The 22323-nt window shown below is 72.8% G+C and carries 20 protein-coding genes; 16 read left to right on the forward strand and 4 right to left on the reverse strand.

Annotated elements, in window-relative coordinates; genetic code table 11:
• The first annotated feature begins 16 nt into the window (after window positions 1–16).
• The 6 genes from ACZ5ON_RS11535 to ACZ5ON_RS11560 all read left to right on the forward strand — a co-directional run bounded on the left by ACZ5ON_RS11535 (window position 17) and on the right by ACZ5ON_RS11560 (window position 6401).
• Window positions 17–1219: a cupin domain-containing protein gene (locus ACZ5ON_RS11535; protein ID WP_465589213.1), complete on the forward strand. Its 1203-nt coding sequence runs from the start codon at window positions 17–19 to the stop codon at window positions 1217–1219.
• Window positions 1216–2034 carry a hypothetical protein gene (locus ACZ5ON_RS11540; RefSeq protein WP_465589218.1) on the forward strand — a complete coding sequence of 273 codons (819 nt, stop codon included), beginning with the start codon at window positions 1216–1218 and terminating at the stop codon, window positions 2032–2034. Before ACZ5ON_RS11535 ends, ACZ5ON_RS11540 begins: the two co-directional genes overlap by 4 nt.
• Window positions 2031–3245, forward strand: a complete 1215-nt coding sequence (gene fahA, locus ACZ5ON_RS11545; RefSeq protein ID WP_465589221.1) for a fumarylacetoacetase — start codon at window positions 2031–2033, stop codon at window positions 3243–3245. The genes ACZ5ON_RS11540 and fahA overlap by 4 nt, the downstream gene beginning before the upstream one ends.
• Window positions 3246–3408: 163 nt before the next feature.
• Window positions 3409–4263 (forward strand): polysaccharide deacetylase family protein, encoded by an 855-nt coding sequence (locus tag ACZ5ON_RS11550; protein WP_465589224.1) that lies wholly within the window; start codon window positions 3409–3411, stop codon window positions 4261–4263.
• 205 nt (window positions 4264–4468) lie between these two features.
• Window positions 4469–5524: an enoyl-CoA hydratase/isomerase family protein gene (locus tag ACZ5ON_RS11555; RefSeq protein WP_465589227.1), complete on the forward strand. Its 1056-nt coding sequence runs from the start codon at window positions 4469–4471 to the stop codon at window positions 5522–5524.
• A gap of 100 nt (window positions 5525–5624) precedes the next feature.
• Window positions 5625–6401 (forward strand): enoyl-CoA hydratase, encoded by a 777-nt coding sequence (locus ACZ5ON_RS11560; protein WP_465589230.1) that lies wholly within the window; start codon window positions 5625–5627, stop codon window positions 6399–6401.
• Window positions 6402–6520: 119 nt separating this feature from the next.
• Here ACZ5ON_RS11560 and ACZ5ON_RS11565 read toward each other — a convergent pair whose 3' ends face one another.
• Together ACZ5ON_RS11565 and ACZ5ON_RS11570 are read right to left on the reverse strand one after the other, a co-directional pair.
• The gene (locus ACZ5ON_RS11565) at window positions 6521–8347 is read right to left on the reverse strand and encodes an NAD-binding protein (RefSeq protein ID WP_465589233.1); all 1827 of its coding nucleotides are present in this window, start codon (window positions 8345–8347) and stop codon (window positions 6521–6523) included.
• Window positions 8348–8476: 129 nt separating this feature from the next.
• The gene (locus ACZ5ON_RS11570; RefSeq protein WP_465589236.1) at window positions 8477–8782 is read right to left on the reverse strand and encodes an antibiotic biosynthesis monooxygenase family protein; all 306 of its coding nucleotides are present in this window, start codon (window positions 8780–8782) and stop codon (window positions 8477–8479) included.
• Between the two features lie 167 nt (window positions 8783–8949).
• Between ACZ5ON_RS11570 and ACZ5ON_RS11575 the strand changes: the two genes are divergently transcribed.
• The 5 genes from ACZ5ON_RS11575 to ACZ5ON_RS11595 all read left to right on the forward strand — a co-directional run bounded on the left by ACZ5ON_RS11575 (window position 8950) and on the right by ACZ5ON_RS11595 (window position 13883).
• Window positions 8950–9207, forward strand: a complete 258-nt coding sequence (locus tag ACZ5ON_RS11575; RefSeq protein ID WP_465589241.1) for a Prokaryotic metallothionein — start codon at window positions 8950–8952, stop codon at window positions 9205–9207.
• 384 nt (window positions 9208–9591) lie between these two features.
• Entirely contained in the window at window positions 9592–10308 is a 717-nt protein-coding gene (locus ACZ5ON_RS11580) for a maleylpyruvate isomerase family mycothiol-dependent enzyme (RefSeq protein ID WP_465589244.1), read from the forward strand.
• 362 nt (window positions 10309–10670) lie between these two features.
• A complete protein-coding gene (locus ACZ5ON_RS11585) occupies window positions 10671–11105 on the forward strand; it encodes a nucleoside deaminase (protein WP_465589438.1) in 435 nt (144 codons plus the stop codon).
• 476 nt (window positions 11106–11581) lie between these two features.
• Window positions 11582–13510 (forward strand): putative Ig domain-containing protein, encoded by a 1929-nt coding sequence (locus ACZ5ON_RS11590; RefSeq protein WP_465589441.1) that lies wholly within the window; start codon window positions 11582–11584, stop codon window positions 13508–13510.
• Window positions 13511–13571: 61 nt separating this feature from the next.
• Complete coding sequence (locus ACZ5ON_RS11595) at window positions 13572–13883, forward strand: P-loop nucleotide/nucleoside kinase family protein (protein ID WP_465589248.1); 312 nt, start codon at window positions 13572–13574, stop codon at window positions 13881–13883.
• A 31-nt stretch (window positions 13884–13914) separates the two neighbouring features.
• Here ACZ5ON_RS11595 and ACZ5ON_RS11600 read toward each other — a convergent pair whose 3' ends face one another.
• Together ACZ5ON_RS11600 and ACZ5ON_RS11605 are read right to left on the reverse strand one after the other, a co-directional pair.
• The gene (locus ACZ5ON_RS11600; RefSeq protein ID WP_465589251.1) at window positions 13915–15744 is read right to left on the reverse strand and encodes a hypothetical protein; all 1830 of its coding nucleotides are present in this window, start codon (window positions 15742–15744) and stop codon (window positions 13915–13917) included.
• Window positions 15745–15996: 252 nt separating this feature from the next.
• Window positions 15997–17487, reverse strand: coding sequence for a lipase maturation factor family protein (locus tag ACZ5ON_RS11605; protein WP_465589254.1), 1491 nt, complete (start codon window positions 17485–17487; stop codon window positions 15997–15999).
• 256 nt (window positions 17488–17743) lie between these two features.
• On the opposite strand from ACZ5ON_RS11605, the gene ACZ5ON_RS11610 reads away from it, so the two are divergent.
• The 5 genes from ACZ5ON_RS11610 (at window position 17744) to ACZ5ON_RS11630 (ending at window position 22290) form a co-directional block, all read left to right on the forward strand.
• On the forward strand, window positions 17744–18709 hold the full coding sequence (locus ACZ5ON_RS11610; RefSeq protein ID WP_465589256.1) for an EamA family transporter: 966 nt from the start codon (window positions 17744–17746) through the stop codon (window positions 18707–18709).
• 121 nt (window positions 18710–18830) lie between these two features.
• On the forward strand, window positions 18831–19244 hold the full coding sequence (locus ACZ5ON_RS11615) for a cupin domain-containing protein (protein ID WP_465589258.1): 414 nt from the start codon (window positions 18831–18833) through the stop codon (window positions 19242–19244).
• A gap of 207 nt (window positions 19245–19451) precedes the next feature.
• Entirely contained in the window at window positions 19452–20534 is a 1083-nt protein-coding gene (locus ACZ5ON_RS11620) for a sugar ABC transporter substrate-binding protein (RefSeq protein ID WP_465589261.1), read from the forward strand.
• Window positions 20535–20871: 337 nt separating this feature from the next.
• The gene (locus ACZ5ON_RS11625; RefSeq protein ID WP_465589264.1) at window positions 20872–21192 is read left to right on the forward strand and encodes a hypothetical protein; all 321 of its coding nucleotides are present in this window, start codon (window positions 20872–20874) and stop codon (window positions 21190–21192) included.
• 198 nt (window positions 21193–21390) lie between these two features.
• A complete protein-coding gene (locus ACZ5ON_RS11630) occupies window positions 21391–22290 on the forward strand; it encodes a zinc-binding dehydrogenase (RefSeq protein ID WP_465589267.1) in 900 nt (299 codons plus the stop codon).
• The last annotated feature ends 33 nt before the right edge of the window (window positions 22291–22323 follow it).

Here is a 22323-nt window from a genome sequence, read left to right on the forward strand (position 1 = left end):
CGAGGGAGATCCGACCATGGCGCACTACCGGCAGCTGGGCAACATCCCGCGCAAGCGGCACACCCAGCACCGCACCCCCGACGGCGGGCTGTACTACGAGGAGTTGATGGGCGAGGAGGGGTTCTTCTCGGACTCCTCGCTGCTCTACCACAAGGGCATCCCCTCGGCGATGGTGGACGCCGTCCCCTGGGAGCTGCCCGACCTCGCCACCACCCCGAACCTGCCGCTCAAACCCCGGCACCTGAAGCTGCACGAGCTGTTCCCGGGTGAGGAGTGGAAGAACGCCGACGCCGTCACCGGGCGCCGCCTGGTCCTCGGCAACGGCGACGTGCGGATCGGGTACGTGGCCGCCGGCGCGCCGAGCGCGCTCTACCGCAACGGGCTCGGCGACGAGTGCGTCTACGTGGAGTCGGGCACGGCCACGGTGGAGACGGTCTTCGGCTCGCTGAAGGTCGGCCAGGGCGACTACGTGATCATCCCTCGGGCCACCACCCACCGCTGGGTGCCGACGGGCGACGGCCCGCTGCGGGCGTACTGCATCGAGGCCAACAGCCACATCACCCCGGCCCGGCGCTTCCTCTCCAAGTACGGCCAGCTCCTCGAGCACGCGCCGTACTGCGAGCGCGACCTGCGCGGTCCCGTCGGCCCGTTGCTGGTCGAGGGGACGGACGTGGAGGTGCTGGTCAAGCACCGCGGCCCGAACGGGGTGGGCGGCACCCGGTACGTGCTGCCGCACCACCCGTTCGACGTGGTGGGCTGGGACGGCTGCCTCTACCCGTACGCGTTCAACGTCGGCGACTACGAGCCGATCACCGGGCGGATCCACCAGCCGCCGCCGGCCCACCAGGTCTTCGAGGGCAACAACTTCGTGATCTGCAACTTCGTACCGCGCAAGGTGGACTACCACCCGCTGTCCATCCCGGTGCCGTACTACCACTCCAACGTGGACAGCGACGAGGTCATGTTCTACTGCGGCGGCGACTACGAGGCCCGCAAGGGATCGGGGATCGGGCAGGGCTCGATCTCACTGCACCCCGGCGGGCACACCCACGGACCGCAGCCGGGCGCGTACGAGCGCAGCATCGGCGCGGAGTTCTTCGACGAACTCGCGGTGATGGTGGACACCTTCCGCCCGCTGGAGCTGGGCGAGGGCGCCACCGCGAGCGAGGACCCGGGCTACGCCTGGACCTGGTCGGGCGGACGGGGGCCGGCCCGGTGACCGCCGTTCCCGCACTGTTCCAGGGGCTGTTCGACGACGCGGCGGTCTTCCCCCCGGGGGACCTGCCGCTGCCCGAGGCGGTGCCCGCCCACCGGGCGCACCGGGCCGCGTGGTACGCCGGGGCGGTCGGCCCGTTCCTCTGCGGAGCGGGCCGGCTGGCCGAGTTGACCGCGCTGGACCTGTCCGGGGTGCCGGTCGTACTGGTGCTGCCGGGCGGGGTCGCCCAGCTCGGGCCGGCCCTGGCGGCCTGCTCCTCGGGGGTGGACCTGGTGTCGGTCGAGGTGGCGGCGACCACCCCCGTCCGGGAGGTGGTGGCCGCTCTCGACGGGCAGCTGCCCGAGGGGGTCACGGCGGCGGTCGAGATCCCGCGCGACGGCGGCGGCCTGGCGCGGTCGCTGGACGCGCTGGCCGGGACGCCGTACCGGGCGAAGTTCCGCACCGGCGGGCTGAGCTCCGCGGCGTTCCCCACCGAGGCGGAGCTGGCGGCCTTCATCACCGGCTGCGCCGAGCGGGAGCTGCCGTACAAGTGCACGGCAGGGCTGCACAACGCCGTCCGGCACACCGATCCGGCCACCGGCTTCGAGCACCACGGCTTCCTGAACGTGCTGCTGGCGGCCGGGGAGCCGGAGCGGGCCGGCGAGTTGCTCGCGGAACGCTCGGGCAAAGCACTCGCCGCCACGGCCACCGACCTGACGGTTGTTCAGATCGCCCGGATCCGTGGTTCGTTCACCGCCTTCGGCACCTGCAGCATCGTCGAGCCGCTCGCGGACCTGGCCGAACTCGGCTTGCTGGAAACCCCTTTGGAGAACCGTTGACCACCACCTGGCTCGCCGTCCCGCAGGACTCGCCGTTCGGCCCGGCCAACCTGCCGTACGGCGTCTTCACGGCGCCCGACCAACCGGGCCGGCGCCGGATCGGCGTCGCCATCGGCGAGTTCGTACTGGACCTGGGTGCCGCCGCCCGCGCCGTGGGCGAGCCCTCGGCGCTGCTGGACGCCGACTCGCTCAACCCGCTGCTCGCGGCGGGCCGTCCGGTCTGGACCCAGGTCCGTGCCGCACTGACCCGCTGGCTCGGCGACGAGTCGTACCGCCCCGCGCTCAGCCCCTGCCTGCTGGAGCGCGACGGGGTCGAACTGCACCTGCCGTTCGAGGTCGCCGACTACGTCGACTTCTACGCCTCCGAGCACCACGCGAGCAACCTCGGCCGGATCTTCCGCCCCGGTTCCGAGCCGCTCACCCCCAACTGGAAGCACCTGCCGATCGGTTACCACGGCCGTGCGGGCACGGTGGTGGTCTCCGGCACGCCGGTGGTCCGGCCGCACGGCCAGCGCAAGGCGCCCGCCGACCCGCTGCCGTCGTTCGGGCCGTCCCGGCGGCTGGACATCGAGGCCGAGGTCGGCTTCGTGGTCGGCGCCGGCACCGAACTGGGCCGGTCCGTCCCGCTGGAGGCGTTCCGCGAGCACGTCTTCGGCGTGGTGCTGGTGAACGACTGGTCCGCGCGGGACATCCAGGCCTGGGAGTACGTGCCGCTCGGCCCGTTCCTCGGCAAGTCCTTCGCCACCTCGCTCTCCCCGTGGGTGGTACCGCTCGACGCCCTGGAGCACGCCCGGGTGGCCCCGCCGGCCCGCGACGTCGAACCGCTCCCGTACCTGGACGACCGGGAGGCCGAGCCCTGGGGCCTGGACCTCGCCCTGGAGGTACGGCTCAACGGTCACCTGATCTCCCGGCCGCCGTTCGCCACGATGTACTGGACGGCGGCGCAGCAGCTCGCCCACCTGACGGTCAACGGCGCCTCGCTGCGGCCGGGCGACCTGTTCGCCTCCGGCACCGTCAGTGGCCCCGAGGTCGACAGCCGGGGCGCCCTGATCGAGCTCACCTGGAACGGCGAGAACCCGCTCCTGCTCCCGGACGGCACCACCCGCACCTTCCTGGAGGACGGTGACGAGGTCACCATCACGGCCACCGCCCCGGGCCCCGACGGCACCCGCATCGGCTTCGGCGGGGTCACCGGCCGGATCGTCCCGTAGCACGGCGGGCTCCGGGCGCGGGGGACGTGCCCGGAGCCCGGTGACCGCGCCGGGGCCGCAGGTGGTCTCCGCCCTGTGGCGGTGCTGCGCCAGGTGGTTGACAGCACGGACGACCGGGGCGGGTCGAACGGACTTCCGTGACGGGGCGCTTGATACTTCGGCGATGAACGATCACCAGGATCATGTGCCAAGACGCCTGCTGCTGGTGGCCGGTGGAATGACCCTGCTCGCCGCCTGCGGAGCGACCGAGGACCGCGCCGGTTCCCAGGCGCCCGCTCCGGCCACGGGTGCCGCCCCGGGCGGCCCGATGGCGAAGAGCGGTCCTAGCACCAAGGTCACGTCGGATCCCTCGGCCCCCGCCGTCCGCCCCGTCGCCACGGCGAAGGAGCCCGAGTACCACGTCCACGCCGGCGACACGGCGGTGGCCCTGACCTTCGACGACGGCCCGAGCCCCACCTACACCCCGCAGGTGCTCTCCATCCTGCACCAGTACAACGTCACCGCGACGTTCTTCATGATCGGCGCCAACATCGAGCGGCACCCGGACGTGCTGCGCCAAGTGCTCGCGGCCGGGCACCTGGTGGGCAACCACACCTGGTCCCATCCCGACCTCCGCACCCTGGACCAGGCCAAGGTCCGGGAGGAGGTCGAACGCACCAGCGACATCATCACCCGGGTCGGCCGAGGCGCTCCCCCGATCCTGTTCCGGGCGCCCTACGGCAACTTCACCAGCGCCGCGATGACCGTCAGCGCGTCCCTCGGAATGCACCCGGTGGCCTGGTCGGTCGACCCCAGGGACTGGTCCAGGCCGGGCGCCCGGGCCATCGTCGACGGGGTGCTGGGCGCGGTCCGGCCCGAGGCGATCGTGCTCAACCACGACGGTGCACTGCTCGAACCCGGCCGGACCGAGATCGGCGGCCCCGCCGACCGCTCGGAGACCGTCGCCGCCCTCCGTACCTACCTCCCCCGCCTGATCGACGCCGGGTACGAGTTCACCGTCCCCGACCCGGCCCGCTGACGGCCCCGCACGGCGCCCGGCTCCGGCCGGACGGGGGCACGCCGTCGTGCCCGCGAGGCCGGCGGGCGGGACGACCGCGGGAAGCGGCCGCACCGGGACGCACGCCCGAGTACCGTGTCCGTGGATCTTGCACTGCACAGCCACCCCGCACAGTGATCCTGCCAGCTCAGCGATCCTGCCCGGACAGCGAGGAGACGGACGAGCCATGACGACGGACGCAACCGACCTGACCCTGCACACCGACGGCCGCGCCGCCCGGATCGTGCTCAACCGGCCGCGCGCCCTCAACGCGCTCACCCACGGGATGCTGCTGCGGATCCACGAGGCCCTGAACGCCTGGGCCGAGGACGAGGACGTCGCCACCGTCGTGCTGACCGGCGCGGGCGAGCGCGGGCTGTGCGCCGGCGCGGACATCCGCGCCCTGCACGACGACGCCAAGCTCGGCGGCGCCCGCGCCCGGCGGTTCTTCCGGGACGAGTACCTGCTGAACCTCGCCATAGCCCGCTACGCCAAGCCGTATGTCGCGGTGATGGACGGCATCACCATGGGCGGCGGCGTCGGCCTCTCCGCGCACGGCGGCGTGCGGGTGGTCACCGAACGCTCCCAGGTGGCCATGCCGGAGACCAGGATCGGGCTGGTCCCGGATGTCGGCGGCAGCCACCTGCTCGCCCACGCCCCCGGCGAGCTCGGCACCCACTTCGGCCTGACCGCCGCCTCGATGGGCCCCGGCGACGCGATCCTGCTCGGCTTCGCGGACACCTTCGTCCCCGCCCGCTCGCTGGCCGCCTTCACCGGCGCGCTGGCCGCGGGCGACGCCGCCGAGACGGTCCGCCGCTTCGCCGCCGAGGCCCCGGCCGCCGAGATCGCCGCCCAGCGGGAGTGGATCGACACCTGCTACGCGGCCGACACCGTGGAGGAGATCCTGGACCGGCTGCTCGCCTGCGGCGTGGCGGAGGCCAAGGAGGCCGCCGAGCAGATCCGGGCCAAGTCCCCGACCGCGCTCAAGGTGACCCTGGCGGCGCTGCGCCGGGCCCGTGCGCACACCACGCTGGCCCAGACCCTGGAGCAGGAGTACCGGGTCTCCTGCGCCGCCCTCGACACCCACGATCTGGTCGAGGGCATCCGCGCCCAGGTGGTCGACAAGGACCGCAACCCGCGCTGGTCCCCCGCCGCACTCCCCCAGGTCACCCCGGACGAGGTCGCCCGGTTCTTCGCGCCGCAGCCGGACGGCGGTCTGGGCCTGGCCGCCGGGCTCGGGTGACCATCGTCTCGCCTGGCGAGACTGGCGCCGGGCGGCCCCGGTCCGGGATTGTTGCCTCGTCAGGGCGTACGCCGCCGAACAGCAGTGGGAGTCAGAGTCGATGACCGAGTACGAGACGATCCTGGTGGAGCGCAGGGGCCGGGTCGGGCTGATCACGCTCAACCGGCCGAAGGCGCTGAACGCGCTGAACACCCGGCTGATGACCGAGGTGGTCGCGGCCGCCAAGGACTTCGACCGCGATCCGGAGATCGGCTGTCTGGTGATCACCGGCTCGGAGAAGGCCTTCGCGGCCGGCGCCGACATCAAGGAGATGCAGGACAACCGCTTCCCCGAGGTCTACCTGGACGACTGGCTCGGCCCCTGGGACGAGCTCGGCCGGCTGCGCAAGCCGGTGGTGGCCGCCGTGGCCGGCTACGCGCTGGGCGGCGGCTGCGAGCTGGCGATGCTCTGCGACATCCTGCTCGCCGCCGACACGGCGCAGTTCGGCCAGCCGGAGATCAAGCTGGGCGTCATCCCCGGTATCGGCGGCTCGCAGCGGCTCACCAGGGCGATCGGCAAGGCCAAGGCGATGGAACTCTGCCTCACCGGGCGGATGATGGACGCCGAGGAGGCCGAACGGGCCGGCCTGGTCTCCCGGGTCGTCCCGGCCGCCGACCTGCTCACCGAGGCGCTGGCCACCGCCGAGAAGGTCGCCGCGATGTCGGCCCCGGCGGCCGTGATGATGAAGGAGAGCGTGAACCGGGCCTTCGAGACCACCCTCGCCGAGGGTGTCCGCTTCGAGCGCCGCCTCTTCCACGCCGCCTTCGCCACCGCCGACCAGAAGGAGGGCATGGCCGCCTTCGCCGAGAAGCGCAAGCCGTCCTTCCAGAACCGGTAGTCCCGCCGCGGGCAGTGGCAGGAGACCGGGCGCGGGGAACCCTGCACCGCCGTGGTGTGCGGCCGGGCGGTTCCCCGCGCCCCGGCGTCGCGCGTCCGGAAGGGACCGCCGGACACGCCCTACGGGTTCGCCGCCTGCTCCTGGGGTGTCTGAGAGGGCACCAGGGCGTTGATCCGGGCCAGGCCGGCCCGGGTGGCGGCGACCACGATGTGGTCGCCGGGGAGCAGCCTCCTCGCCCGGTCGGCGAAGTTCCACTGGTAGTCCTCGGGGCGCCTGGCCAGTCGTACGGCGATCACGCGTACCCCGCCCGGGTCCTCGATGTCGTGCAGGTTCCGGCCGGCCAGCGCGTTGCCCTCCTCGGCGGCGAGCTCGGCTATCAGCAGCACATGCCGGTAGACCGAGAGGGTGCCCAGTACGTCCCGACCCATCAGTGAGGCGGCGAAGGCCGGCGCGGAGAGGTAGGAGACCGAGCGGGAGGCCACGTTGCCCAGGGTCGCGTAGACGTTCCGGGCGAAGTCGTCGTCGAAGAGCCGGACCACGATCCGCACCTCGCGGCGGACCGCCCGGGCCTCCAGTGCCGCCTCCAGGTTGGTCGCGTCGTCGCTGGTCACCGCGACCACCGCCCGGCTGAACCTGACCCGGGCACGCCGCAGTTGGCTCTCCAGCGGGCCTTCGCCGACCACCACCGGTATGCCCAGTGCCCGGGCCGCCGCGATACCCCTGGCCTGCGGATCCCGCTCGATGCCGACCACCGGCACCCCCGCTTCCCGGACCAGGGTCGCCACCCGGGTGCCGACGTTGCCGAGGCCGACCACGATGACGTGGTCCCGGGTGCCCGCGCCGGGTGCCCTCGGCAGACCGCGCCGTCCGGTGGAGAGGGCGTCCACCACGATCGCGGTGAGCACCGGGACGAAGGTGATCCCGCAGAAGGTGATGACCACCTGGGCCGCCCGCTGCCAGAGCGCCCCCTGCTCCGCCGTGCCCGGCTGGTCCGGCTGCGCGGCGCCCGCCATGTCCAGCAGGGTGAAGTAGAGCGCCCAGGCGAGGCTTCCGTTGAAGTACCAGATCACCATCGCGCCGACCAGCACCGCCACCATGGCGGTGATCAGCACCAGCCGCAGCCGGGCACTGGTGAAGAACCGCAGGGTGTCCAACACCCCCCAGCGCAGCCTGGTGAACCACCCGATGGCCAGCGGCGGTTCGCTGGTGAGCGCCTGCAGTGCGGCGATCCCGCCGGCGCCCGGCCGCTCGCCGGGGCCCGCGCTCGACCCCAGTTCGATCGGGCCCTCCTCGCCGAACCTCCGGGCCAGCGCGATGAACTCGGCCGCCCTACCGCCGGTGTCGGGCAACAGCCGCAGCCGCTCCAGGTCCTGCCGGTCGATCCGGTCCGCCACCACGCAGATCTGGTTGGCGCGGATGTCGTCGTCGTACGCGACGTACAGGTAACGGTCGCCCACCCGCACCGAGTTGGGCCGCCCGAGCGCGCCGGCGGCGAAGGCTGGTGCCGCGGTGGCCGAACCGGAGAGCGCCGAGCCGTTGTCCAGCAGGTGCTCGATGTGCTCGCCGAGCCGCTGGTTGAACATCCGTAAGACCACCCGGATTCCGGGGTTCCGGCCCTGCGCGTTCAGCGCGGCGTGGATGTTCTCCTGGTCCGAGGCGTCCACCAGGGCGATCCCGCGAGCGGTCTCCACCTGGGCCGCGCGCAGCGCCTCACCGGTGATGGTGGCGTGCTCCAGTACGGCCGCGACGCCCGGCAGTTGCAGGATGTTGGGCCCGTGGTCCCGGGTGAGGTCCGGGACCACCGCCACCACCGGGACGTCGTACTGCTCGATGAGTTCACGGATCAGCCGGTGTGCGAGCGCGTTCCCGCCGCAGACCACGTAGTGGCCCGCGAACGACTCGCCCGCCGGCTCGACCGGAGGGTTCCCCCGCCCTTCTTGAGTCATCGTCGGAGTGTACTGATCCGTGCCGACATCCGGGTGAGCGGCGGATGGCCGGGCTCCTCCGGGCGGGCGGCGCGCTCCTCTCCTCCCGCGTCCTCCGTGTCCCCGCACAACGCCGTCCTCCGGGCGGCCTCAGTCGGGTCCGACCGGGATGAAGTGGGAGACGGTCGGCGGGTGCCGCAGGAAGGTGAACTCGCCCTCGGCCCAGACCGGGCGGATCCGCCACATCGGCCCCGCGTAGGCGCGGACCGCCGCCTCGTCCCGCCAGCGGGTGATCACCAGGACCCGGTGGTCGGTGTCGGTCGCGGACCGCATCAGCTCGGCGCCCCCGAAGCCGTCGGCCCGGTCCAGCCCCGAGAGCACCTCGGTGACGAGCTTGGCACAGAACTCGTCGGCTCGCTCCGGCGTGACCTGCGCCTCCCAGATTCTGACGATCATGGCTGCCTCCTCGCGAGGGGTGCTCCCAATTATCCGCGCGCGGACCGGTTCGGATATCCGTTCGGCCGCGCGCGGATTGCCGGTTCCCCGGGCCCGCCCGAGACTCAAAAACGCCCGGCCGGGCCCGGCCCGGGAACCGAACCAAGGCAGGGAAGGGGACATTCCCCATGGCGGTCTGCGACACGTGCAACAACGACTACTGGCTGGCCTTCGAGATCCGGACGGTCACCGGCGACAGCTACATGTTCGACAGCTTCGAGTGCGCCATGGAGAAGCTGGCGCCCCGCTGCGAGTACTGCCAGGTGCGGATCATCGGGCACGGGGTCGAGGTCTCGGGCAAGTTCTTCTGCTGCGCCAACTGCGCCCGGCGCGACGGCGGCCTGGGCGAGCAGGTCCGGGACGCGGTCGGGACCCACCCCGCCTGAGCCGCGCGGACCGGCCGCCCCGAGCGGGTCCACCGCTGCCCCGAGCGGGTCCACCGCCACTCCTCGCCGGGGAGCCCGCAGCCGAGCCGTCCGGTCCTCGGCACCCGCCGCCGGACCGGACGGGCTCGCGCCCCAGGGCGCGCAGCCGGGCGAAGGCGGCCTGCTCCTGGGCGGGCAGGCTCCAGAACTCCGGATGGGCGGGGTTGCCGCCGACGGGTGGGCGGCCGGTGTCCGAGGCGTTGCCCGCCGGTGCGCCCATGCGGCAGCTATCGTTCAGTCATCACTGAATGTCAAACTTCCTGTCATCTATGATTCCTGATATCGCATCACATTCCGAAGGGTAGTGTGGACCCCTCTCCGACCGGTTCGATAGCGTCTGGTCCCGTGAACCGAACCGACTACATCCACGCACTCCGCCGCGACGGCGCCCGCCTGGCCGAGGCCGCCGCGGGCAACCTCCACTCGGCCGTCCCCAGCTGCCCGGAGTGGACGGTCGCCGATCTGGTCTGGCACACCAGCGAGGTGTACATCTTCTGGACCATGATCGCCGACGGCGAGATCGCCGGCTTCGACGACTACGTCGAGCCCGCGCGCCCGGCCGAGGACGAACTGCTCGCCTGGTTCGCCGGGGCCCTCGAGCGGTGCGCGGCAACCCTGGAGCGGCTCGACCCCGAGCTGCCCCGCTGGACCTGGTCCGACCGCCAGGACGCCGGCTTCATCCAGCGCCGGATGGCCCAGGAGACCGCCGTCCACGCCTGGGACGCGCTGGCCGCCATCGGCCGCGACGAGCCGGTCGACCGCGAGCTGGCGGTGGACGGCGTGGCCGAGTTCCTGGCCCACTTCGGCTCCACCCCGCCGGCCGGCTTCCCCCAGGAGGGGCTGCACCTGCACGCCACGGACGGCCCCGGTGAGTGGTCCGTCCGCGCGGTGGACGGCGTCTGGCAGGTGCGCGAGGAGCACGGCAAGGGCGCTGCCGCCGTCCGGGGCACCGCCTCCGACCTGCTGCTCCTGCTCTGGCAGCGCCGCACTCCCGAGCAGTTGGAGACCTTCGGTGACCCGGATGCGCTGAAGCTGTTCCTGGGTGCCTTCCGCTCGGACTGACCCCACGGCCCGGTCGGGCGGCACGGCGGTCCGCTCACCCTTCGGACTGACGGATGACCGGGTGACCGGGTGGCCGGGTGACCTCATGGTCGTCCGCCAGCAACGGGCCGGCTCGACAGGGGCCGGGATCCGTCCCGGGGGTGACACCCGGCGCTCCGGGCCGGCCGGCCGCGACTTCGCCGCGCACCTGCTGCGGCGCGGCCGTCGCCGCAGAGCAGGGTGGTGGACCCCGAACGCGCGCCCCCGCTCCGTTTCGACGCCCGATCCGCCCCGCCGGGCCGTCCGCTTGGGATACCGTCCAAGCGGACGACCCCACAACCGGCGGCGGACACGGGCGAGGTGCGGCAGTGGATCCACAGCAGATGCTGGCGGTCGCGGTCGAGGAGGCCAGGGCCGGGCTCGCCGAGGGCGGCATCCCGATCGGGGCGGCACTGTTCGGGCCGGACGGGGAGCTGCTCGGCCGCGGCCGCAACCGCCGGGTCCAGGACGGCGATCCGTCCGTGCACGCCGAGACCGCGGCCTTCCGCGCGGCGGGCCGACTGCGCGACTACGGCCGCACCACGATGGTCACCACGCTCTCGCCCTGCTGGTACTGCTCCGGCCTGGTGAGGCAGTTCGGGATCGGCCGGGTGGTGATCGGCGAGTCCCGCACCTTCACCGGCGGCCACGACTGGCTGGCCCGGCACGGCGTACGGATCACCCTCCTGGACGACCCGGAGTGCGTCCGTCTGATGACCGACTTCATCGCCGCCCGTCCGGAGCTCTGGGCCGAGGACATCGGCGAGCCACCCGCCTGACCAGCGACTTCACCGAGGGGCGACGGCACGTGCCGCAGGCATGCGCCAACTCCGCTATCCCGCTGGACAATTGATGGACAAGCAGCGGTAAAGGCTGCGCGCCCGACCTTGCCCCCGACCGCAACCCGTCAGTAACGTCATGGCCACGCCATCCTGGTGCAGCCGTGCGCGATCTGCCCGCCGGCCCGCCGGATGGTGTGTCCAACGGCTGCCCCCGGCACCGGAGTTCCGGACTCCCGTACCGCGCAGCATTCGTACAGCGCAACTCCCGTACCGCGCGAAGACGTCGGCACGCGGCCATCAGCCGCAGCCGCTCAGCACATGCCGAGCACCGTCAACACGGGCACGAACCCCGGCTGCGACCCAGGCCGGCCGGCCGCGCCCTCGCCCCCACGGAGGGTCCACCCTTGCGCTTCCACTCCCCCACCGGTCCGCGCCTGCCGCGACCGCGCAGACTTCTCGCCGCCCTGCCTGCCATGGCGATGGCCGCCACCGGGCTGCTCGGGCTCGCCGCCCCGAGTGCGACCGCGACCACGAGCACACCGGCCCCGGCCGTCCACACCAAGCGGCTGTGCGCGGCCCCGAGCCACCGCGGCGAGATGGCCTGTCTCGCCCTGGCCCGCACCGACATCAAGTCCGTTCGGAGCCTGGCGCCGAACGCGACGCCCTCCGGCTACGGCCCGAGCGACCTCGCCTCCGCCTACGACCTCCCGGCCTCCGCGGGATCGGGTGCCACGGTCGCCATCGTCGACGCCCAGGACGACCCCAACGCCGAGTCGGACCTGGCGACCTACCGCTCGCAGTACAACCTGCCCGCCTGCACCACCGCCAACGGCTGTTTCAAGAAGGTCGACCAGAACGGCGGCAGCAACTACCCGACCGCCGACACCGGCTGGGCCGGCGAGATCTCGCTCGACGTCGACATGGTCAGCGCGATCTGCCCCAACTGCCACATCCTGCTGGTCGAGGCCAACAGCGCCGACATGGGCGACCTCGGCGCGGCGGTCAACGAGGCGGTCGCCCTCGGCGCGAAGTACGTCTCCAACAGCTACGGCGGCTCGGAGGACTCCACCGACCCGAGCTCCGACAGCAGCTACTTCAACCACCCCGGCGTCGCCATCACCGTCTCCTCCGGCGACTCCGGCTACGGCGTCGAGTACCCGGCGGCCTCGCAGTACGTGACCGCGGTCGGCGGCACCAGCCTCAGCCGCGCCTCCAACACCCGCGGCTGGAGCGAGAGCGTCTGGGGCAGCAGCTCCGGCGGCAACGGCGCGGGTTCCGGCTGCTCGGCCTACGACCCCAAACCCTCCTGGCAGAGCGACAGCGGCTGCTCGAAGCGCACCGTCGCGGACGTCTCCGCGGTCGCCGACCCGGCCACCGGCCTGGCGGTCTACCAGACCTACGGCGGCAGCGGCTGGGCGGTCTACGGCGGCACCAGCGCCTCCTCCCCGATCATCGCCAGCGTGTACGCCCTGGCCGGCACCCCCGCCGCCGGCAGCGCCCCGGCCTCGTACCCGTACTCGCACACCGGCTCGCTCAACGACGTGACCAGCGGCGCCAACGGCAGCTGCTCCCCGTCCTACCTCTGCACGGCGGGCACCGGCTACGACGGCCCGACCGGCCTCGGCACCCCTAACGGCACCGCCGCCTTCGCCTCCGGCGGCAGCACCGGTGGCAACACCGTGACGGTCGGCAACCCCGGCAACCAGACCACGGCGCAGGGCGGTTCGGTCAGCCTGCAGGTGTCGGCGCATGACTCGGCCCCCGGCCAGACCCTCGGCTACAGCGCCAGTGGGCTGCCCACCGGACTGTCCATCGACTCCGCCACCGGCCTGATCACCGGTACCGCGAGCACGGCGGGCAGCTACAACGTGACCGTCACCGCGACCGACTCCACCAACGCCAGCGGCTCGGCGAGCTTCACCTGGACGGTCACCGGCTCCTCCGGCGGCTGCACCGGCGCCCAGCTGCTCGGCAACTCCGGCTTCGAGACCGGCAGTGCCTCGCCCTGGACCGCCACCGCCGGTGTCATCGACAACTCCAGCAGTGAGCCCGCCCGCTCCGGCAGCTGGAAGGCCTGGCTGGACGGCTACGGCTCCACCCACACCGACACCCTCTCGCAGACCGTGAACATCCCGGCGGGCTGCAAGGCCACCCTCGGCTTCTGGCTGCACATCGACACCGCCGAGACCGGCAGCACCGCGTACGACAAGCTGACCGTCCAGGCCAACTCGACCACGCTGGCCAGCTACTCCAACACCAACGCGGCCTCCGGCTACGTCCAGAAGACCTTCGACCTGTCCTCGTTCGCCGGAAAGTCGGTGACCATCAAGTTCACCGGCACCGAGGACTCCTCGCTGCAGACCAGCTTCGTCATCGACGACACCTCGCTCAACGTCTCCTGACCCGAAGCCGGTTGAGGGGCCGCGACCAGAGGGCCGCGGCCCCTTGCGCCATGGTCCGATCATGCTCACGGTACTGGTCAACGGACTGCCCGGCGCGGGCAAGACCACGCTCGCCCGGGCGCTGTCACGGGAGTTGGGGCACCCGCTGTTCAGCAAGGACTCCGTCAAGGAGACCTTGGCCGACGCCATCGCCCCGATGCGCCCCGCGGACTGCGATGCCCGCGAGTGGAGCCGGGCCCTCGGTGCGGCCTCCGCCGACACCCTGTGGACACCACCGGGGTCGGTCGACGTCCCGGCCCTCGCCGCGCGGCTCAGGGCCGGCGCACGGGTGCAGCACGAGGGGCGGCCGGTTCCATCGCTCGGTGAGCGGTGAACCGGCCGCCCCTGCGGCGGTCGTCCGGGCGTCAGCCGCGGGCTTCGGCGACGGCCGCGCCGAGCGCCTCCTTGATCCGGGGGCCGAGACGGGTGAAGCCGAGCTCCTTCATGGCCGCGCGGAGAAGCTCGTCGTCGGTGCGCTCGACACCGTCGCTGTCGATCCAGCGGACCAGGGAACGCAGTTCGGTGGACGAGTAGGCGGTGATCGGCTGACCCGCGGTGAGCGAGGGCTTCCGCGGGCGGCGGACACGCTTGGGACGGTCCGACTCGGGGGCGGGCTCGGGCTTGGTCGCGGCCTCGGTCACGGGCTCCCCGGCCTCGGTGACGGGAGCGGAGGCGAGCGCAGCCGACGGTTCCGGCGCGGGCTCGGGCGTGGGCTCGGGCTCCACCACCGCTTCGGCCTCGACGGCCGGCTCCGCCTCGGGCTCGCCCACGGCCTCGGGCCGGTGCTCCGCCTCGACCTCGACCTCCGCGACCGGCTCGACCTCGGCCTCCGCGACGTCCTCGGATCCGGACTCGCCCTCAACCTCGGCCACGGGCTCCGGTTCGGGTGCCACGGCCTCCGCCGCCACCTCGGTTTCGCTCCCGGGCTCAGTCCCGGCCCCCGCGACGGCCTCGGCCGGCTCCGCAGCGGCTACGACCTCGACCACGGCCTCGGTCTCTGCGGCCTCCTCGGCCACGACCTCAACCCGTTCGGTCTCCGTCCGAACCTCTGCCGCCGCCTCGACCTCAGCCTCGGCCTGGGTCTCGGGCGCAGCCTCGACCGCTTCCGCCTCGATCACGGTCTCCGGCCGCGCCGCCGGAATCTCCACCAGCTCGGCAGCCGGCGCCTCCGGAGCGGCCGGCGTCAGCTCCGCACCGGGGTCGGCCTCCGTGCGCGGACCGGCCGCGAGCGCCTGACGCGCCGCCTCGACGCCACCGTCGGCGGTGTCGGCCGCGTCGGTTCGGCGGTCGTAGGCGGCGATGGCGGCCTCGCGGTCGGCCTGGCGTTCCGCCAGCTCCTCGAAGAGGTCGGCGAGCCCGGCCTCGTCCAGCTCGACGCGGAGCGCGCGCAGCGTCGGCAGCCGGTGGAGGGTGCCCTCGTCGGTGGCCAGACGGTCGATGAGGTCGGCCAGCTCTCCCAGCGGAGCCTTCTCCAGATCGCGTCCGGGCAGCAGCCGGCCGAGCGCGCGGACCGCGTCGGTGAGCGCCTCCACCGCCTGCGCGGCCTCGGTGAAGCGGGTCGCGTCGGCCGGCACGACCGGTCGCACCTTCCGACCTGCGGCGGGCGCGGCGCCCGCGAGGGCCGTCCAGTCGGCGCACTCGGCCGCCGCCGCGGCCAGCGCCTCGTGCAGGTCGGCCCGCCGGGTGCGGCCGCCCGCGGCCAGCTGCCTGGCCTCGGCGCGCAGGGCCCGACGCCGACCCCAGGAGAGCTTGACGCCCTGTTCCTTGCGCCAGCGGGAGCCCGCGGTCGCGGCCGTGAGCGCCGCCAGGTCGGCGGCGTACGCCTCGGGCCTGAGCTTGGCCGAGGTGCCCTGTACCCGCCGCAGGATGTCGACGACCAGGCCGAGGGCGATCACGCTGTCGGGCTCGTCCAGGCCACCGGGGGCGACCAGCTCGGTGACGGCGGCTCGGACGGCCGGCACGTCCCGGCTGCGCAGCTCGGCGAGGACGGTGGAGGCGGCGCGGGCGTCCTCGGGGGTGCCGATGGCATCGCCGGCCGCGTACCAGGGGTGGGTGTCGGCGTTCAGGGTGAAGCCGCCGAGTTCGGCGTACCTGCCGATGGCCTCGCGCGGCCCCGGCCGGGCCTCGGTGTCGGTGGTGGCCGCCGGGTCGTCCGCCGGCGCGGGCTCGGTGTCGCTCTGGTAACGCACAGTCATGGTGATGTCCGGTTCGTGGCAGGGCAGTCAGGGACGGGACGGGACGGGCATCGTCCGGCGGTACGGGCGGTGGGAGTGCGGTGCCCGGCGCGGGCGACCAGGATACGGGTGGGCGTTCGAGGCATGCACGCACCCGGCCCGCTGGGACCTGAGGCGACACACCCCGTTGGCGCACGGAGTCGGCCGCGGCCGCGGATTTGGGCCTCGCAGGCTTGGTCCGACCGGCTGTACGGCCCGCGGGGCCTCGTGGTCTCACGGCTCCCCCGGCGCCGGCCGGCGCCGGGTCGGGTCCGTCGTGTGCGGAACCAGGAATGCCAGATCGCGGTAGGTCACGGGAGGAAAGTACTCGCGGACCGGCGTGCGCTCCCACCACGCGCCGGTGGTGCGCAGTGTGCGCCAGTCGGTGAACCGGTAGCGGTAGAGCAGCGCGCGTACATAGCGCGGGGGTTCGTCCGGGAACGGGTTGCGCCGCAGCAGCCGGAGGGTGTCGGGGTCGTTGACCAGCAGCCGGGCGATGAAGGCGGCGAACCAGGGCCGCCCGTACACGGGCGAGATCGCGGCGAACCACATCAGCCAGTCCAGCCGAAGGTGGTACGGCGCGAACTGGTGTGGCAGGCGCCGCAGCTCACCCGGTTTGCCCTTGAAGGCGTACTCGCTCCACTTCACGCCGGGTCCTAGCTCCGGTGCACTGGTGCCCTGGACCACCACCTCGAAGCGGATCCGGTTGATCGAGCCGAAGGCCCCGTAGGCGTTGACGAGATGGAACCGGTTGTATGAGCGGTTCATCAGCTGGCGGCGGGACACCAGGTTGCGGGCCGGCCAGTAGCTGAGGCCGGCGAAGAGCGCCGTCAGGGCGAGCACCAGGAGTTGGAACCAGAGCGGGGCGGGGTGCGGCGCGGGCGGCGTGGGTACCGGCAGCAGCCGGGCGATCGTGGAGGTGTCGACGGCGGAGAGCGCGAGGGCGATGGTCAGCCAGTTGAGCCAGGCGAAGTTGCCGGAGGCGATCAGCCACAGCTGGGTGACCGTGATCAGCAGGGCCGCGGCGCCGGCGATCGGCTGGGGCAGGAAGAGGCAGACGGGGACGACGAGTTGGACGAAGTGGTTGGCCGCCACCTCGGCCTTGTGCAGCGGCCCGGGCAGGTGGTGGAAGAACCAGCTGAGCGGTCCCGGCATCGGCTGTGTCTCGTGGTGGTACTTCAGGCAGGTCAGGTCGCGCCAGCACTGGTCGCCGCGCACCTTGATCAGCCCGGCCCCGAACTCGACCCGGAACAGCAGCCAGCGCAGCAGCCACAGGACGGGTACCGGGGACGCGACGCGGGCGTTTCCGAGGAAGGCCGCCAGGAAGCCGGACTCCAGCAGCAGCGACTCCCAGCCGAAGGCGTACCAGGTCTGCCCGACGTTGACGATCGACAGATAGAGCACCCAGAGCAACAGCCAGCCGGCCATCGCCGCGCCGAGCGGGACCACGTCGGCGGCGCCGGCCAGGACGGCCGCGGCGAGCGCGGCACCGCCCCAGCAGACGGCGGCGAACGTGCGGTCGGAGTAGTGGAGATGGAACAGGCTGGGTGAACGGTCCATCGGGATCCGGGCGGTGAAGCGCGGTACCGGCAGCATGCCCCGCTCGCCGATCAGCGCGCGGAACTGGCTGACGGCGGCCAGGAAGCCGATCAAGTAGAGGGCGGCGACCAGCCGTTGGAAGACCAGCCGCCCGAGCCAGTACTCGGGTGCCGCGAACCACTCCACGCCGGCTGCTCCTCCCACGCCTTCCGGGGGTCATGCCTACCACCCGGCGGCGGCGGGGCGGGCTGCGGCGAGCGGCGGGCGGCGCCGGGTTCAACCACTCGGCGCACCCGGCGCACGGCCCTCGCCGCACTCCCGGGCCGAGCGCCGGATGCCCCTCCCGGTGAGGGTGGGGCCTGGACGGGACGTCATACCCCTCGCGTCCGCCGCCCCGGCTGTGATGCCATACCCCGTACAGCACCAATACCGGGAGATACTCATGACCGCTGCACCGGGACAGTCCCGTCCCTCCGACTCCACCGCTCCTCAACTGCTCGCACACGGCTCGGACCCCGCCCGCCCGAGGATCAGCGGTGCCGCCTGGGCCGCACTCGCCGTCGTCTACGTCGTCTGGGGTTCCACCTATCTGGCGATCCGAATAACCGTCGAGACCGTCCCGCCGTTCCTCTCGGCGAGTGCCCGGTTCGTCGTGGCGGCCCTGCTGCTGGCCCTTCTGCTGGCGTGGCGGCAGGGCCCCGGCGCATTGAGGGTGAACGCCCCTCAGCTCGGCTCGGCGGCACTGGTGGGAGTGATGCTGCTGCTCGGCGGCAACGGCCTGGTGGTGCTGGCGGAGCAGTCCGGGGTGCCGTCCGGGCTCGCCGCGCTGCTGGTGGCGGCCGTGCCGCTCTGGGTGGTGCTGCTGCGCCGCGCGACCGGCGGGCACACCTCGGGGGCCACCGTCGCGGGTGTGCTGGTCGGCCTGCTCGGGCTCGTGGTGCTGACGGTGCCGGGGCTGAGCGGCGACGTGAGACTGAGCGGGCTGCTCATGGTCATCGGTGCCACCCTGTCCTGGTCGAGCGGCTCCTTCCTGGCGAGCCGGCTGCCGCTGCCCGCCAACCCGTTCACCGCCAGCGTGTACGAGATGCTGGCCGGCGGGCTGGCCTGTCTGCCGGTGGCCGCGGCCAAGGGCGAGCTGCACCGGCTGGACCTGTCGGCGGTCTCGACCGGCTCCTGGCTGGCACTCGGCTACCTGGTCGTCTTCGGCTCGCTGGTCGCCTTCAGCGCGTACGCCTGGCTGCTCCAGTCGGCCCCGCTGCCGCTGGTCGCGACCTATGCGTACGTGAACCCGGTGGTGGCCGTCTTCCTCGGCTGGCTGATCCTCTCCGAGCCGCTGAGCCTGCCGATCGTGCTGGGCGGGGCGATCGTGGTGGGCGGGGTTTTCCTGGTGGTCCGCAGCGAACGGTGAATCAGCCCCGAAATGAGCGAGCACGTTGACGGGTAGTCATCGCATTTCGCCCGGACACCGGATCAGGCGCCATTTCGAGGGCCGTTCCAGGAATCCTTCCGAGAACCAGAGGAGACGCCCGGTGAACCACCCCGCATTCGAGACCTGCAGCGTCGAGCGGGCGGCGGTGGTCCGCGCCCCCGACGGTGCGACCGTCCGGCCGCTGGCCGCCCTGGCGGGCCAGGGCAGTCTGGCTCAGTTCGAGCTGCCGCCCGGCGGGGTCACGGCGGCGGTCTCGCACGCCACCGTCCAGGAGATCTGGCACGTCACCCAGGGCACCGGGCGGATCTGGCGGCGCCAGGACGGCCGCGAGGGGGTAACCGAGCTGCGGCCGGGGACGGTGCTGACGGTCCCTCTCGGCACCGCCTTCCAGTTCCGGGCCCATCCGGACTCCCCGCCGCTGCAGATCACCGCCGTCACCATGCCGCCCTGGCCGGACGACGACGCCGAGGCCCGGCCGGAGCAGGGCCCCTGGACGGCGAGCCTCGCCCACTGAGCCGGTCCACCGCCCCCGGCCGCCTGTTGAACGCTTAACGGCCTCATGTCCAACTTATCCCGGCTATCCGCATAGATTCTTCACAAGGTGATCCGTTGTTCGAGCAGTCTCATCCTGGTGGTTTAATTCTTGACGCCAACTCGGCGCGGACGTTTGACTCCCCCCTCAGCCGCGACGGTGCGGCGCACTCAGGGAGGCACCACCCCAATGAACGCTTTGACGCGTCGGATCATCGTCGGCACCGCCGTTGCGTCGATGGCGCTGTCGCTGACCGCCTGCGGCCAGAACGGCAGCAGCGCGAGCTCGGCTTCCGGCAACCAGACCGTCGGTCTGCTGCTGCCCGAGCGGGCCTCGTCCACCCGGTACGAGGCCTTCGACAAGCCGCTCATCGAGGCATCGATCGCCGGCCTGTGCACCAAGTGCCAGGTCGACTACGCCAATGCCGAGGGCAACGAGCAGACCCAGAAGCAGCAGTTCGACGACATGCTGAGCAAGGGCACCAAGGTCATCATCCTCGACCCGGTGAACGGCAAGGGCACGGCTTCCTGGGTCCAAGAGGCGAACGCCAAGGGCACCAAGGTCATCTCGTATGACCGCCTGGCCAGCGGAAACGTCACGGCATACGTGGCCTACGACTCCGAGCGGGCCGGCGAGCTCCAGGGGCAGGCCCTGCTGGACGCACTCGGCTCCAAGGCGTCCAACGCCAATATCGTCATGATCAACGGCGCCGAGGTCGACCCGAACGCCGCCCAGTTCAAGGCCGGCGCGCACAAGATGCTCGACGGCAAGGTCAAGAAGATCGCCTACGAGCAGTCCGGCGAGTGGAAGCCCGACCTCGCCGCCCAGAAGATGAACGAGGCGATCCAGCGCCTCGGCAAGGACGGCTTCCAGGCCGTCTACGCCGCCAACGACGGCATGGCCACCTCGATCATCGGCGCGCTCCAGTCCGCCGGGATCAAGGTCCCGGTCGGCGGGCAGGACGCCTCGCTCGACGCCATCCGCCGGGTGGTCGCGGGCGAGCAGGCGTACACCATCTACAAGCCGTTCCGGCCGGAGACGGACGCCGTCGCCAACCTCGCCGTCTACCTGCTCAAGGGCCTTGACGTCACCTCGGTGGCCACCACGGTGACCATCAGCGACGGCAACCGGATCCCCTCGACGCTGCTCACCCCGCTGATCGTGACCAAGCAGAACGTCGAGGACACCGTGGTCGCCGGTGGTCTCTACAAGGCCGCCGACATCTGCGTCGACAAGTACGCGGACGCCTGCAGCTCGGCCGGAATCAAGTAGCGGCTCCCGGGCCCGCAGGGCGGCGACCCGGCGGGCCCGGGAACGGCCGTCCACAGGCCCTCCGGGGACGGCGGCGCGGAACCACGAAGGGGCTTCTGCCCGGAGCCCGGCACCGTCCCGCGTCACCGAGGCAACGCCCGTCCTGCGGCCGGGCCGGGGAGGCGGCTCGCGTCCCGGGGGCGCCGGCGGGACTCGACCAGGTCGCTGACCGTCGTCGCACCCGGCGGGCGCCTGCCGGACATCCGGCCGGGCCGGGTGCCCTGGCGTCGTACCCGCCCCGTAGGCTGGCGCCGCCGGTCGCCTGGGGGCGGCGGCGAGGCGGGACGGAGGGTGGGCGATGGCTCGTTGGGCGCTGGTGGTCGAGGAGAACACCGGGAGCGGGGAGAACATGATCTGGGCTCCCCGGGTGCTCACCGAGGTCGAGGGAACGCGTGAGCAGGCGATGGCGGAGCTGCGCAAGCTCGTGCCCGGCTACACGCCCAGCCATCCGATGATGGCCAAGCAGCGCACCCTCTACCGGGACAGCGACAGCTATCTGCTGGTCTCCCGGGGCGTCACACGCACCTTCCACACCGTGTTCAGGGTCTGGGAGGTGCTCTGGGACAGCGAGCGTCCGGAGATCCAGCGGCAGCGCCTGGACGAAGAGCCGGCCGACTGACGTAGCGGCGTGCGGGTGGAACCGCTCCGGCGCCCCCGGCGGTGGTTCACACGACGTGCCCACCGGCTGCTCGGCACCGGCCGATCCCGGGCCGCACTACGTCAGGTCCGTGGGAATGCCCGGGCCGCGCTCCTCGTTCGGACCGGCATCGCTCCGCGCCGATCCAGCTGAAGGGCAGTCAGTTCCATGCGCGCACTTGTGGCAGATCACTCCGCCGTTGGCCGACTGAGGCTCACCGAGGCGCCCGACCCGGTGCCGGGCCCGGACGAGGTGCTGGTCCGGGTCGCGGCCTTCTCGCTCAACTTCGGCGAGCTCCCGAAGGCCGACGGCCGCACCCCGGACGGAACGATCCCCGGCTGGGACGCCGCCGGGGTGGTCGAGCGGGCCGCCGCCTCCGGGCGCGGTCCCGAGGCCGGCGAGCGGGTCGCCGCCTTCAGGCTGTCGGGGGCCGGCTGGGCCGAGCTCCGGACCGCCCACATCGACGACGTGGCCGTGCTGCCGGACGACGTGACGTTCAGCCAGGCCGCCACTCTGCCCACCGCGGCGGTGACCGCGCTGCGCGCCCTGCACAAGGGCGGGCTCACGGCCGGGAAGCGGGTCGCGGTCACCGGTGCCTCCGGCGGGGTCGGCAACTTCGCGGTCCAGCTCGCCCACCTGGCCGGGGCCGAGGTGTACGCGCTGGTCGGCAGCAAGGCCCGGGGCGAAGGCCTGGCCGAGCTCGGCGCCGACCATGTGGTCACCGACCCCGAGGAGATCGACCGGCCCATCGACCTGGTGCTCGACAACGTCGGCGGCCCGGTGCTCACCGGTCTGCTCGGCCGGCTCGCCGAGCACGCGGTGGTGGTCTCGGTCGGCGCGGCCTCGGGCGAGCCGAGCCAGTTCACGTCGTACCAGCTGATCGCCGGTGAGATCTCGCTGCTGGGCTTCCGCCACGGCGGCAACGCCGGCCCCGACCTCACCGAACTGACCCGGCTGGTCTCGGCCGGCCGCCTGCAGACCCCCGTCGACTGGGAGAGCGACTGGTCCAAGGCGGGCGAGGCCGCGCTGGCCCTGCTCGACCGCCGTATCCGCGGCAAGGCGGTCCTGACGATCGGCTGATCCGCCTGGCCGGCTGTACGGCGCCTCGGGCAC

This window comes from Kitasatospora sp. NPDC032150 (genome assembly GCF_055579945.1).

Bases quoted from the DNA above. Each gene is read 5' to 3' on its own strand.
- ACZ5ON_RS11550 (WP_465589224.1), top strand. From the start codon at position 3,409: ATGAACGATCACCAGGATCATGTGCCAAGACGCCTGCTGCTGGTGGCC.
- ACZ5ON_RS11610 (WP_465589256.1), top strand. From the start codon at position 17,744: ATGACCGCTGCACCGGGACAGTCCCGTCCCTCCGACTCCACCGCTCCT.
- ACZ5ON_RS11585 (WP_465589438.1), top strand. From the start codon at position 10,671: ATGCTGGCGGTCGCGGTCGAGGAGGCCAGGGCCGGGCTCGCCGAGGGC.
- ACZ5ON_RS11625 (WP_465589264.1), top strand. From the start codon at position 20,872: ATGGCTCGTTGGGCGCTGGTGGTCGAGGAGAACACCGGGAGCGGGGAG.
- ACZ5ON_RS11555 (WP_465589227.1), top strand. From the start codon at position 4,469: ATGACGACGGACGCAACCGACCTGACCCTGCACACCGACGGCCGCGCC.
- ACZ5ON_RS11565 (WP_465589233.1), bottom strand. From the start codon at position 8,347: ATGACTCAAGAAGGGCGGGGGAACCCTCCGGTCGAGCCGGCGGGCGAG.
- ACZ5ON_RS11535 (WP_465589213.1), top strand. From the start codon at position 17: ATGGCGCACTACCGGCAGCTGGGCAACATCCCGCGCAAGCGGCACACC.
- ACZ5ON_RS11575 (WP_465589241.1), top strand. From the start codon at position 8,950: ATGGCGGTCTGCGACACGTGCAACAACGACTACTGGCTGGCCTTCGAG.
- ACZ5ON_RS11590 (WP_465589441.1), top strand. From the start codon at position 11,582: ATGGCGATGGCCGCCACCGGGCTGCTCGGGCTCGCCGCCCCGAGTGCG.
- ACZ5ON_RS11600 (WP_465589251.1), bottom strand. From the start codon at position 15,744: ATGACTGTGCGTTACCAGAGCGACACCGAGCCCGCGCCGGCGGACGAC.
- ACZ5ON_RS11570 (WP_465589236.1), bottom strand. From the start codon at position 8,782: ATGATCGTCAGAATCTGGGAGGCGCAGGTCACGCCGGAGCGAGCCGAC.
- ACZ5ON_RS11560 (WP_465589230.1), top strand. From the start codon at position 5,625: ATGACCGAGTACGAGACGATCCTGGTGGAGCGCAGGGGCCGGGTCGGG.
- ACZ5ON_RS11595 (WP_465589248.1), top strand. From the start codon at position 13,572: ATGCTCACGGTACTGGTCAACGGACTGCCCGGCGCGGGCAAGACCACG.
- ACZ5ON_RS11620 (WP_465589261.1), top strand. From the start codon at position 19,452: ATGAACGCTTTGACGCGTCGGATCATCGTCGGCACCGCCGTTGCGTCG.